Origin of the sequence: Rodentibacter sp. Ppn85 (genome assembly GCF_001999335.1) — a bacterium.
GTDB lineage: Bacteria > Pseudomonadota > Gammaproteobacteria > Enterobacterales > Pasteurellaceae > Rodentibacter.
In genome coordinates this window covers 1-13178 of record NZ_MLHS01000018.1, presented here as the reverse complement: position 1 = coordinate 13178, position 13178 = coordinate 1, and the positions used below count along the sequence as shown (strand labels likewise).

General features: G+C 39.5%; 12 protein-coding genes. 9 read left to right on the top strand and 3 right to left on the bottom strand.

Going from position 1 to position 13178, the window contains the following annotated elements; all coding sequences use genetic code 11:
- Nucleotides 1–23: 23 nt before the first annotated feature.
- Both BKL51_RS03625 and BKL51_RS03620 read left to right on the top strand, forming a co-directional pair.
- Nucleotides 24–428: a YbaN family protein gene (locus BKL51_RS03625; protein ID WP_077465382.1), complete on the top strand. Its 405-nt coding sequence runs from the start codon at nucleotides 24–26 to the stop codon at nucleotides 426–428.
- Entirely contained in the window at nucleotides 421–1980 is a 1560-nt protein-coding gene (locus BKL51_RS03620; RefSeq protein WP_077465381.1) for a peptide ABC transporter substrate-binding protein, read from the top strand. Before BKL51_RS03625 ends, BKL51_RS03620 begins: the two co-directional genes overlap by 8 nt.
- A 55-nt stretch (nucleotides 1981–2035) precedes the next feature.
- Here BKL51_RS03620 and fur read toward each other — a convergent pair whose 3' ends face one another.
- The 3 genes from fur to BKL51_RS03605 all read right to left on the bottom strand — a co-directional run bounded on the left by fur (nucleotide 2036) and on the right by BKL51_RS03605 (nucleotide 3920).
- Nucleotides 2036–2485 carry a ferric iron uptake transcriptional regulator gene (gene fur / locus BKL51_RS03615; protein WP_077465380.1) on the bottom strand — a complete coding sequence of 150 codons (450 nt, stop codon included), beginning with the start codon at nucleotides 2483–2485 and terminating at the stop codon, nucleotides 2036–2038.
- Between the two features lie 24 nt (nucleotides 2486–2509).
- Entirely contained in the window at nucleotides 2510–3034 is a 525-nt protein-coding gene (gene fldA, locus BKL51_RS03610) for a flavodoxin FldA (protein ID WP_077465379.1), read from the bottom strand.
- Nucleotides 3035–3134: 100 nt separating this feature from the next.
- Nucleotides 3135–3920: an alpha/beta fold hydrolase gene (locus BKL51_RS03605; protein ID WP_077465378.1), complete on the bottom strand. Its 786-nt coding sequence runs from the start codon at nucleotides 3918–3920 to the stop codon at nucleotides 3135–3137.
- 69 nt (nucleotides 3921–3989) lie between these two features.
- Between BKL51_RS03605 and seqA the strand changes: the two genes are divergently transcribed.
- From seqA to lpxM, 7 genes are read left to right on the top strand one after another with little or no spacing between them, the layout of a single operon-like run.
- Entirely contained in the window at nucleotides 3990–4649 is a 660-nt protein-coding gene (gene seqA, locus BKL51_RS03600) for a replication initiation negative regulator SeqA (protein WP_077465377.1), read from the top strand.
- Nucleotides 4636–6012, top strand: coding sequence for an o-succinylbenzoate--CoA ligase (menE, locus tag BKL51_RS03595; protein WP_077465376.1), 1377 nt, complete (start codon nucleotides 4636–4638; stop codon nucleotides 6010–6012). Before seqA ends, menE begins: the two co-directional genes overlap by 14 nt.
- An 11-nt stretch (nucleotides 6013–6023) precedes the next feature.
- Nucleotides 6024–9368, top strand: a complete 3345-nt coding sequence (mscK, locus tag BKL51_RS03590) for a mechanosensitive channel MscK (protein WP_077465375.1) — start codon at nucleotides 6024–6026, stop codon at nucleotides 9366–9368.
- An 18-nt stretch (nucleotides 9369–9386) separates the two neighbouring features.
- A complete protein-coding gene (aroC, locus tag BKL51_RS03585) occupies nucleotides 9387–10460 on the top strand; it encodes a chorismate synthase (RefSeq protein WP_077465374.1) in 1074 nt (357 codons plus the stop codon).
- 42 nt (nucleotides 10461–10502) lie between these two features.
- Entirely contained in the window at nucleotides 10503–11363 is an 861-nt protein-coding gene (gene mepA, locus BKL51_RS03580) for a penicillin-insensitive murein endopeptidase (protein ID WP_077465373.1), read from the top strand.
- 27 nt (nucleotides 11364–11390) lie between these two features.
- Entirely contained in the window at nucleotides 11391–12158 is a 768-nt protein-coding gene (locus tag BKL51_RS03575) for a TSUP family transporter (RefSeq protein WP_077465372.1), read from the top strand.
- A gap of 35 nt (nucleotides 12159–12193) precedes the next feature.
- Nucleotides 12194–13150 (top strand): lauroyl-Kdo(2)-lipid IV(A) myristoyltransferase, encoded by a 957-nt coding sequence (gene lpxM / locus BKL51_RS03570; RefSeq protein WP_077465371.1) that lies wholly within the window; start codon nucleotides 12194–12196, stop codon nucleotides 13148–13150.
- Nucleotides 13151–13178: the final 28 nt, after the last annotated feature.

The window sequence follows — 13178 nt, the reverse complement described above, 5'->3', positions numbered from 1 at the left end:
CATTTAAATTATTTAGGAATGTTATGAAATACGTTTATATTTTGCTTGGTTTTATTTTTCTTGCGCTCGGTATTGTTGGTATTTTTCTTCCGCTTTTGCCAACCACTCCGTTTCTTTTACTGACGTTGTTTTTCTTTGCGAAAGGCTCAACACGTTTAGAAACCTGGTTTCTTGGTACGTCTATCTATCAAAAACATTTGAAGTCTTTTAATGAACGCCGAGCAATGAGTAAAAAAACAAAAATAGTTATTTTGGCGTTTGCCAGTTTAATGTTATTAATCGGCTTTTATTTTACTCCCAGTGTGGTGGGCAGAAGTATTATTGCCTTATTAATTGTTGTGAAGTATTGGTTTTTCTTATTTTGGATTAAAACTGAGGAAGAATCAGAAGTTGATTCCGTACAAAGAGAAAGGATGGAAAATGAATAATTTTTTCCCTGTACATCTGAAAAGTGCGGTTATTTTTGCGGTTATTTTTACGCTACTAAGTGGTTGTGATAAGGATAATCTAAATAATCCAACGTTACCTCAATCTCAGTCTGAATCTACTATTCCAGTAGAACAGCCACCGGCTAAAAACAATCGTGAAAAACTGATACGTGGCATAAAATTCAATGCAGTTTTAGATCCTTGGCAAGTGAAAGAGGAAGAACAGCTTTCTCTTATTCGGGATCTGTTTGAAGGACTAACGGCTTATGATGAGCAAGGTAATATTGTTCCGGCGGCGGCAGAGAGCTGGAAAACCCAAGATAATCAAAATTGGACGTTTATTTTACGTGAGGGGCTGAAATGGTCAAATGGTGCGCCTTTAACTGCACAAGATTTTGTTCTCTCTTGGCAATCCCTCTCTCAATCCGAAAGTCCGCTTAAAGCTTATTTGCAGTATTTAAATTTGAAAGGAGCGAAACCTGTTTTGGAAAAAAAACAGCCGTTAACAGATTTGGGAATCTCAGCTGAAAATGACCGCACTTTAGTAATAACATTGGATAAACCTACCCCCTATTTGCCTGAGATGTTAGCGCACATTGCGTTATTGCCGCAATATCACGATTTGGGTTTGTTCGTATCAAACGGGGCATACACGCTTTCATTGCGCGATGAAAAAGGGGTTCACTTGGTGAAAAATCCGTATTATTGGCAAAAGGATAAAGTATCATTTAAACAAGTGGATTATGTACCTTATGATACTAAACGGATTAGCGAATTGGATATTATTTGGTCTGTACGGGAAAAAACGGAAAACATCCAATATTTTCCCCAATTATGCGGTTATTTTTACGAATTTAATTTGCTCGACCCTAAGCTGGCTAATCCTTTAGTGCGAAAAGCGATCGCTTCTCTTATTTCCGTTACCGGTATTACAAATAATGAAATGCCGTATTCCATTCCAAGTTCTTATTTTTTACCAAAAGCTATGTTACAAGGACAGAATTCACGTTGGGAACCCGTATTGGCGGAGCAGTTGTTGGCGCAAAGCCATATTACGGAAAAGCAACCGTTGACTTTACGATTAACTCATGACGATACTTCATTGCATCAAAATATTGCAAATCGCTTAGCGAGACAATTATCGGAGTCGGACTTATTACGTGTAGTGGACGAGCCGATGAGTTGGCAGCAATTGCAGGAAAAACGGAATAAAGGTGATTTCCAATTAATTCGTTCCGGATGGTGTGGTGATTTTAATCACCCTATGGCATTTTTAGAGTTATTTTACTCAAAAAGCCCGGACAACAAGAGCGGTTATACCAATGCCGGATATGATCAGCTTTTTGAACAGGCACTAAAAAGCACATCGGAAAAAGAGCGGTCGGAAATTTATTTAAAATTAAGTGAAATTATCCAACAGGAAAATTTAGTATTGCCTCTGTTTCAATATACAACGGCTGTTTATATATCCTCTTCAGTAATGGGAGTACAAAAAAATCCTATTGGTGCGATCTACAGCAAGCATTTATGGCGAAAAGTGGAAGTAGAGTAAAACGTAATCAAAAAAGCACCCACTTAATATTTAAGTGGGTATTTTCTTTTGAGAATTATTTTTCGTCTTTCTTAACAATTTCTTCGCATGTTTCAATATCGCTACATTTCCCGTAAAGATACAAACTATGGGCTTTTAATTTAATACCATATTGTTCACTAATCTCTTTTTGGCGTTGCTCGATAAGGTTATCGGAGAATTCAAATACTTTGCCACAGTCTTCACAAATAATATGGTCGTGATGTTTTGTTGGCGCAAGCTCAAAAACCGATTTATTTCCTTCAAAGTTATGACGAATTAAAATATGCGCTTCGTCAAATTGGTTAAGCACACGGTAAACCGTAGCAAGACCAATATCACTGCCCTTTTCTAACAAAATTTTATATACATCTTCTGCAGAAAAATGTTCATTTTTGTGATTTTGCATTAAGGCTAAAATAGTTAAACGTGGTTCGGTTATTTTTAAGCCCACTTTTTTGAGCAATTTAATGTTTTCTTCTGACATAAAGTTCCCCTTTTATGTATGATGCTAGGCGAGTTCCGCCAAACACATTTCTTCATAAATTTGTTTACACCATTTTTCTACTCGTTCAGCAGTGAGTTCGGGTTGGCGATCTTCATCAATACACAAACCGATAAACGTACCTTCTTCGAGAAGGGCCTTTGAAGCTTCAAATGTGTAACCTTCCGTTGACCAATTACCTACTATGATAGCGCCTCGGGGTTCTATAATATCGCGTATCGTACCGATAGCGTCACAGAAATAATCTGCATAGTCCTCTTGGTCGCCGCAACCGAAAATCGCTACTAATTTATCAGTGAAATCAATTTCTTCTAAGGTTGGGAAAAAATCATCCCAATCAGCTTGAGATTCGCCATAGTACCAAGTCGGAATCCCGAAAAGTAAGAAATCATAGGCTTCAATATCTTCTTTTGAAGTTTTTGCAATGTCACGAATATCGACTAAATCACTACCTAACTGTTTTTGAATCATTTTTGCGACATTTTCTGTATTACCAGTATCGCTACCATAAAATAGACCCACTACTGCCATTTTTCTTTCCTTTTGAAAAATTTTAAAAAAACACAAAATGGGGGCAAAAACCCTGCAATCTGTGCAGACTATATCATAAACTAATTCTCATTTAAACCAATTAATTCTTATTTAGAAACCTATTAATGGCACGAACAACAAAGTCGGGTTTCTCCGCATGAACCCAATGTCCGCAGCCGTTTATAGTAAATGATGTCGCATTAGGGAATTGCTGTAAAATATATTCTGCATCTTCCGGTTTAATATAAGGGGAATTTCCGCCTTTAATAAATAAACTCGGCAGCGCCACATTAACATTTTGCCAATCCATTAAATGGCTATAATTATTGAAAAGTGCGGTCAAATTAAAACGGAAAAATTCAGGCAAGCTTGGCTCAAAGGATTTCAGCATAAATTGAACTACACTCGGTTCATTGATTTCTCGTTCTAAAATTTGCTTCGCTTGTTGACGTGTTTCCGGTTTGGCTTGTTTCACGGCAAACAAACCTTTAAAAACATCCTGGTGCCCTTGTTGACCGTAAGGGAGCGGTGCGATATCTATGACAACCAATTTTTCGACAATTTCAGGGTGAAGTGCGGTCAGTTTCATTGCCGTTTTTCCTCCCATGGAGTGACCAATCAAAATGATTTTTTTTAAGTTAAGATATTGGATAAGCGTAAAGAGATCTTCTGCCATAAGAGTGTAATTCATTGATTCGGCATGAAAACTTTGTCCGTGATTGCGTAAATCAACACGTAGAATATCGTAATCATCACTGAATGCACGGGCAATGACGCCAAGATTATTCATATCACCAAATAAACCGTGAATAAAAACTAAAGTTGGTTGATTAGTTGCTTGTTTTGCCTGGTGAAGTTGAAAGTTTAATAATTGAGGATGATACATATTTTTGCGTGAGAATTAATTGAAAAATCGTTATAATGATCGAAAATTTTAGCAAACGGAGAAATAAAAATGAAGATAATTGAAGTGGATGAAGAATTATATCAATACATTGCAAGACAAACTCAATCAATTGGTGAAAGTGCTTCCGATATTCTTCGCCGTTTGCTCAATTTACCGGCTAACTCAAGTAACACACTGGATTTTGTTTCTTTTGATAATACGATTAATGAAAGTGCGGTTGTTAAATCCGGTAATGTTTTAACAAAGGCAATGTCAGCGAACATTCCTCAAGCTCAGCCTGAATCTGCATTAAAAAAAGTTGAGTCTAGCGCACCAAAAACCGTGAAAAAACAATCGGAGACGGCGGTTAATCAAATAACAAATAAAGTTCGAGCTTTATTAAGTTCCACAGAATTTCAGGAAGAAAGCAAAGCAGTTGTGCGTTTTTTAGCAATTTTACGCGTACTTTACCGCACCGATCCGGAAAGTTTTGCACAGGCGACGGAATTCCTACAAGGGCGTACCCGTGTTTATTTTGCGCGTGATGAGGCAACATTATTGATGGCGGGCAATCATACCAAGCCAAAACAAATTCCGGATACGCCGTACTGGGTGATAACGAATACAAACAGCGGTAGAAAAATGTTGATGCTCGAAGGCGCAATGCAATCAATGGATTTGCCGGAAGACCTCATTAACGAAGTACGTACCTATTTTGTCAGCAACTAAATTATTTCCTTGGCAAATTTTTGCCAATGATCCTCAATGCCGTGAAAAAATCGCTTTATATTCATCGCAAGGCGGTGTTTTTACTTGGGGAGAGATTGAGCAAAAAATCAACGAAACGGCCGCTTTCTTGCAAGCACGTGGTATCTCATCGGAAAGTGCGGTCGCTTTTTGTGGTAAAAATTCCGAGGCGATTCTTTTTCTTTACCTTGCGACTATTCAGTTAGGTTCAAAAATTCTTGGGTTAAATCCGGCATTTCCACTAGAAAAAATCACTGAGCTATGCCGTGAATACGCCATTGATTTATGCTTGTTTGATAAAGATTTACAGGGTATTTCAGGTGGAAATTTATCCGTAGGGCTTCCTCAGGCGGATTTTTTTCGTCCGGCGACCATGACTCTCACTTCAGGTTCAAGCGACTTGCCTAAAGCGGTGGTGCATCATGTGCAAGCTCATTTGGATAATGCCCGTGGAGTGTGTCAATTAATGCACTTTGATTCTTCGCAATCTTGGTTGTTATCCTTGCCGTTGTATCATGTTTCGGGTCAAGGTATAGTGTGGCGCTGGTTGTTTTGCGGTGCCGAGCTACGTTTTCCGCAGAGCGATTTTTATGAATCATTATTACAGACAACACATGTGTCGTTAGTACCCACACAGCTTCAACGTTTGCTTGATTATCTTATGCAGCATCCCCAAGCAACTTTTAAAACGAAGCATATTTTATTAGGTGGGGCTCATATTTCAGTGGAATTAACCCGGGCTATCCGGCGATATGGTATTTCCTCCTATAGTGGTTATGGTATGACGGAAATGGCATCGACTACTTTTGCCAAACGGTCAGATGGTTTTATGGGCGTGGGGCAACCGCTTTTAGAACGGGAATTTCAGCTCGTGAATAGTGAAATCTGGCTAAAAGGTGCAGGCCTTGCTATGGGCTATTGGAAAAATGGTACGATTATTCCGCTTGTGAATGAGCAGGGTTGGCTACAAACCAAAGATAAAGGCGTTTGGCAAAATAATGAATTGGTGATTGTTGGACGTTTAGATAACATGTTTATTTCCGGCGGTGAAAATATTCAGCCGGAAGAAATTGAAAAAGTGATTTTAGGCTCGGGATTGGTCAAACAAGTTTTTGTGTTACCGAAGTCGGATACCGAATTTGGTGCGAGGCCTGTTGCAGTTCTTGAATTTTATGAACAGTTCACTGAAAGAGCGGTCGAAATGTTGCGTATTTTTTTACAAACGCATCTAGCACGTTTTAAACAACCCGTTGAATATTATCCTCTACCAAAGGATTTGGAGCAGGGGGCAATTAAGATTTCACGTAAAGCACTAGCGCAATGGCTGGTATCGAGAATAGAATAAATAGGAAAAATATGAAATTACCTCGTTTTTTAACCGCACTTTCAGTGAGTTTTATAGTGGGCTTCGCCCTTACGCAATCAGCTATTGCAGAGCAGGAAAAATCACTCCCGACAGAACAAAGCCTAAAAGCGGATTTGTCTGCGGCACAAAAAATAGATGATGCCGAAACGAAAAAAACACGCATCAGTGAGTTGCAGGTTTCCCTGGATTTGTTACAACAAATTCGAAATCAACAAAAAAATAATGATGATTTAGATAGTACGCTTAGTCGTTCAGATACGGAAATTCAAAAAAATAATACGGATTTACAAAATCTTAAAAAAAATTTAGAGCAAGCCAAGGTAGATGACTACGCTTCGGTGTCTTTAGAGGATTTACAAGACGAACTGGACAAACTGAATAATCAGCAACAAGAGAATCAGATAGCATTAAGTGCCGCCAATGCCTTAATGGCGGGGCAAAGCGGAGTTTCGGAACGTGCACAGACCACACTAACGAATAATTTAAGACGCACGCAAACTTTAAACCAACAACTTTCCGAACATACGATAAGTACAACGTTGCAACAGCAATATCAGTTAGAATTGCAACTAATTGAACTAAAAAATGTTTATAGCCAAACTTTGCTAAAAAATAGCGATCAGCTTTCTTTACTTTATAAAAGCCGATATGACTTATTAAGTGTTAAACAACAAGTTCAACAACAGCAGATTTCGGCAATTCAAGAGGCGATTAATCAGAAAAATTTAGCAAAAAGCCAAGATAAAGTTGAACAGGTACAACAGCAGCAACAAAGTGCGGTTAAAAATAATTACATTCAAAAAGAATTGGATCGTAATGCGCAACTCAGCAAGTTTTTGTTGGAACAAACGGAAAAAACAAATACGTTAACGCAAGACGAGCTGAAAATGCGTAATGTATTGGATAACTTAACACAAACTCAACGTACGATTGATGAACAGATCAGTGCATTGCAGGGAACCCTTGTGCTCTCCCGCATTATTCAGCAACAAAAACAAAAACTGCCTACGAATCTAAATATTCAAGGGTTATCAAAACAAATTGCTGATTTACGGGTACAAATTTTTGATATTACACAACGTCGTAATGAGCTCTATGATCTTGATGCCTATATTCAAAAACTAGAGTTTAATAAAGATCAAACTTTTACCAATACGGAAAAAACACAATTAACCACTTTGCTTACCGAACGCCGAAAAATGGGTTCTGACTTGATTAAGTCATTAAATAATCAACTAAATTTGGCGATTTCTTTAGAATTAACACAACAACAAATCACACAAATCAGTGATCAAATTCAGTCGAAACTTGATCAACAAAGTTTCTGGGTAAAAAGTAATAATCCGATTAATTTGGATTGGTTGAAAGTGTTGCCAAGGTCATTGGAGGAGCAATTTGATGGGATGGTAAAACATCTCGGTTTTCCTACAAATTATGATAATTTGCCTTCATTGCTGACTTATGTATTTTTTCTTATTGTGATTGGTGGTGCGATTTTTAAATTCAAACCAGCTATTAAACAACGTTTGGCTATGATTAATGGCGAAATTAATACCCTGCGTGCCGATAGCCAGTGGCATACACCGATGGCGCTGATTTTAACGGGGCTGCTTAATTTATCCGGTACACTTTGGTTTCTTGCAATCTGTCAGATGATAGGCTTTTTCTTCTTCCGTAATCCACAGGAATTTTGGGATTGGTCATTCCGTATGGCAGGATACTGGTGGTTTTTCAATGTGTGGTTTGCGATTTATCGTCCAAACGGAATTTTCGTACGCCATTTTGGATTTGCTCAAGAAGATGCCGAGAAATTCCGGGGGGTGGTAAAACGTATCATTGTTGCCGTTGTTCTATTACTAAATACGTCGGTATTTAGTAATGTAGTGGATAATGGGTTAGCAAATGATGTATTAGGCGAACTCAATACGATTGCCTCTTTGATTTTCTGTACAGTGATTATTGCACCTCGCTTTAATCGCGCCCTTCGCGCCTATGAAGAAAATCAAGCGGAACGCAATAATGTGATTGTAAAAACTATTCAGATCTTGTTACAGTCGGTTCCCATTGGTTTAATTTTGTTGATTGTACTCGGTTATTACTATACTGCACTGAATTTAATTCAACATATCATTAATTCTTACATCGTTTGGTGTATTTGGTTTATTTTACGCAATGTCATTTATCGCGGCATTACGGTATCATCACGCCACTTAGCACATCGCCGTCTTATGGAAAAACGCCGTCAAAAATTGGAAGAATTTAATGATGGCGTACCTTCAGATGATGTAGTTGTGATCTCGGACCAAGAAGAAAGCTTGGCGTTAAATGAAGTAAGAAGTCAATTGTTACGGTTTGCAGATTTATTTATTTGGTCGGCATTATTTGCGATTTTTTATTTCATCTGGTCGGATCTTGTGACGGTAGCAAGTTACTTGCGTGATATTACGTTATGGCAACAAATCTCGGTGGTGGATGGAGCAAATGTCTCGGAAAGTATTACTTTATTTAATTTACTTGTAGCACTTATTATAGTAGGCATCACCTATGTTCTTGTAAGAAATATTTCAGGTATTTTGGAAGTATTGCTTTTCTCTCGTTTGAAATTGTCGCAAGGTACGCCTTATACCATCACGACTTTATTAACCTATGTGATTGTAGCGGTAGGCGGAGCGTGGGCGTTTGCCACATTGGGAATGTCGTGGTCAAAATTACAATGGTTATTTGCCGCACTTTCTGTAGGGCTTGGTTTCGGTATGCAAGAAATTTTTGCAAATTTTGTTTCCGGTATTATCTTGCTCTTTGAACGTCCGATCCGTGTGGGCGATACTGTAACGATTAATGGGGTAAGCGGTACGGTAGCGAAAATTCGTATTCGTGCGATTACCTTGATTGATTTTGATCGAAAAGAAGTGATTGTTCCGAATAAGTCTTTTGTAACCGGTCAAGTGATTAACTGGGCGCTTTCCAGTACGATGACCCGTTTGGTTGTGACTGTCGGAGTAGCTTACGGTTCGGATTTAGAATTAGTGAAAAAATTACTCCTTCAGGCGGCAAACGAGCAACCGGCAGTGTTAAAAGATCCCGAGCCGAGAGCATTGTTCTTGGCTTTTGGTGCGAGTACCTTAGATCACGAGCTACGCATTTACGTCGGTCAGCTTTCTGAACGAACCAACACCGTAGATGCACTAAATCGTCGTATTAATGAACTTTTTGCCGAAAATAATATTGATATTGCGTTCAATCAACTTGATGTCTTTATTAAAAATAACGATACGGGTGAAGAAATTCCTTTCGTTGATGTCAATACAACAACATTATCTAAGAAAAAGTCGTAGAAAAATGAGAGGTAAAATATGGCAGGTAATACAATAGGACAACTTTTCCGCGTGACAACTTTTGGTGAGTCGCACGGTATTGCACTCGGTTGTATTGTGGACGGTGTTCCACCTAATATGGCGTTGTCCGAAGCGGATATTCAACCGGATTTAGACCGCCGTAAACCGGGAACTTCACGTTATACCACTCCTCGTCGTGAAGCGGATGAAATTCAAATTTTATCCGGTGTATTCGAGGGAAAAACTACCGGAACGAGTATCGGAATGATCATCAAAAATGGCGATCAACGTTCTCAAGATTATGGTGAAATTAAAGATCGTTTCCGTCCGGGGCATGCGGATTTTACCTACCAGCAAAAATACGGCATTCGTGATTATCGTGGCGGCGGACGTTCTTCCGCACGTGAAACGGCCATGAGAGTCGCAGCCGGGGCGATTGCTAAAAAATATTTACGGGAACAATTCGGTATTGAAGTACGCGGTTTTTTAAGTCAAATCGGCGATGTAAAAATTTCCCCGCAAACTGTAGATAAGATTGATTGGGAAAAAGTGGAGAGTAATCCTTTCTTTTGCCCCGATGAAAATGCGGTTGAAAAATTTGATGAATTGATCCGAGAACTCAAAAAAGAAGGGGATTCCATCGGTGCGAAGCTCACCGTAATAGCTGAAAATGTACCGTTAGGACTAGGCGAGCCGGTATTTGATCGCCTTGATGCGGATCTTGCCCATGCCCTGATGAGCATTAATGCCGTAAAAGGGGTAGAAATTGGTGACGGCTTTGCAGTGGTGGAACAACGTGGTAGCCGGCATCGCGACGAAATGACTCCGAACGGTTTTGAGAGTAATCATGCCGGTGGAATTTTAGGCGGTATTAGTTCAGGCCAACCTATTATTACGACAATTGCATTAAAGCCTACTTCAAGCATTACTACTCCGGGGCGTTCTGTGAATCTTGCCGGTGAAGCTGTGGAAGTGGTAACCAAAGGTCGTCATGATCCTTGTGTGGGGATTCGTGCCGTGCCGATTGCGGAAGCTATGGTAGCGATTGTGTTATTGGATCATTTGTTACGTTTTAAGGCGCAGTGTCGATAAACATTTCCTTGTTTGTTTCTACACAAAATCAAAAGCTAAAAAATGAATAAAATAATATTAAAAACAACGGTTGTTTTGACCGCACTTTTTTCCTTATCTATTCAGGCTTCCCCTCAAGATTGGCAAAAAATTAAGCGTCCGATTCCTAGTGAAAACGGAAAAGCACAGCCAATCGGAAGCTATTCCAACGGTTGTATTATCGGAGCCGAAGCTTTACCGGCAAAAGGTGAAGGTTATCAAGTGATCCGTATGAATCGTAACCGCTATTACGGACATCCGGAGATGATTAACTACCTTAAGCGTTTGGGAGAAAGAGTGAAAGCTGTGGGGTTACCGACAATGCTGGTGGGCGATATTGCGATGCCGGGTGGTGGGCGTTTCTTGACCGGACATGCAAGTCATCAGATGGGATTGGATGCGGATATTTGGTTACGCATGGGCGAGATGTCGGAGGCAGATGCGTTAAATTCAGATGGAAAAGGCTTGTTGGTGGTTGATAGGAAAGCGCAGCGTGTTGATGATCGTATATGGCATAACAACCATACTGCACTGATTAAACTTGCCGCTCAGGATCATGGGGTTGCCCGTATTTTTGTGAATCCGGCAATTAAATTAAAGCTATGTCAAACGGCAGGCAATGATCGTGGTTGGTTACGCAAAATTCGTCCTTGGTTTGGGCACGATTCACATTTTCATGTTCGTTTAAAATGTCCGGCTGACGCGGCATATTGTGAAGATCAATCTCCTGTTCCGACAGGAGATGGCTGTGGTGGAGAACTTTATTCTTGGTTTGAACCGGTAAAACCCAATACGGGATCAAGCAAACCGAAAGTAATTCCACCTGAACCTTTCTTGTGCCAACAACTGTTGAATTCTCCGAATCGAAGCGAGTGGTTGGAGTAAAGTGAAATTTAATGCGGAGAAAATAACATGGAATTGGGCATAGAAGTTTTAGCAATTTTGTTTATAGTGGCATTTGTGGCGGCATTTATTGATGCGATTGCGGGAGGTGGTGGTTTAATTACTATTCCGGCATTGTTAATGACCGGTATGCCGCCGGCATTAGCACTAGGCACTAATAAATTGCAAGCGATTGGAGGCAGTTTCTCTGCAAGTTTGTATTTCTTAAGGAAAAGAGCGGTCAATTTACGGGAGTTTTGGTTTATCCTGCTGTGTGTTTTCATTGGTTCAGCATTGGGAACAATCTTGATTCAAATGCTAGATACATCCGTATTCAAGAAAATTTTACCGTTTTTAATCTTAGCTATCGGGTTATATTTTCTCTTTACGCCTAAATTAGGGGCACAAGATTGTAAACAACGCTTAAGTTATATTGTTTTTGCCGTGATCATTAGCCCGTTTTTAGGCTTTTATGACGGTTTTTTCGGGCCGGGAACTGGTTCTATTATGAGTTTGGCTTGTGTGACGCTATTAGGTTTTAATTTAACTAAAGCGACAGCGCATGCGAAAGTGATGAATTTTACCTCAAACCTTGCGTCTTTTATGTTATTTCTTGCCGGTGGGAAAATTTCATGGACTATAGGTATTGTGATGATGGCTGGGGGAATTCTTGGTGCAAATATCGGTGCGAGAATGGTGATGACGAAAGGAAAAACATTTATTCGCCCTATGGTAGTTATAATGTCATTGTTAATGACGGCAAAAATGGCATACGATCAAGGATGGTTTAGTTCTTAAAGTGCGGTCAATTCCGCCATTGTTTTTTAGCGATTATGACAGATTCTCAACAAAATTTACGTTTAACCGCACGAGTGGGCTATGAGCCGTATTTTTCGTGGTCGTATTTAAAACCGAAATACTGGGGTATTTGGTTAGGTATTTTCTTTTTGCTTTTATTGGCATTTGTGCCTTTTCGTGTACGTGATAAAGTTGCGGCAAAATTAGGTATATGGATTGGATATAAGGCAAGAAAACAACGAAAACGAGCCCAAATTAATTTGACTTATTGTTTCCCTGATTGGACTGAACGGCAGCGTGAGGAAGTGATTGATAAAATGTTTGCGATCGTTGCGCAAGTTATGTTTGGTATTGGTGAAATTGCCGTCCGTTCTAAAGCGCATCTACAAAGACGTAGTGAATTTATTGGTATTGAGCATATCCGAAAAGCAAGGGAAGCGGGACATAACATTATTTTAATGGTACCGCACGGCTGGGCGATTGATGCTTCCGGTATTATTTTACATACTCACGGAATGCCGATGACTTCTATGTATAATCCGCATCGTAATCCTTTAGTGGATTGGCTTTGGACAATGGTTCGTCAACGTTTTGGGGGAAAAATGCATGCTCGTCAAAATGGAATTAAACCTTTTTTGACGAGTGTTCGTCAGGGGGAAATGGGGTATTACTTGCCTGATGAAGATTTTGGAGCGGAGCAAAGTGTCTTTGTCGATTTCTTTGGTACATATAAAGCCACACTGCCCGGTTTAAATAAAATGGCAAAACTTGCTAAAGCCGTTGTGATTCCAATGTTTCCCCGTTATAACGCAAAAAACGGTAAATATGAAATGGAAATTCATCCTGCTATGATGCTGAGCGATGAACCCGAAAAATCAGCTCGCTCAATGAATGAAGAAATCGAATCTTTTGTGGCCCAAGCCCCGGAGCAATATGTTTGGATTTTACAATTATTAAGAACGCGTAAGGATGGCGAAGATCTTTATGATTAATATTTATATTTTTTTAGGGGCTGACGTA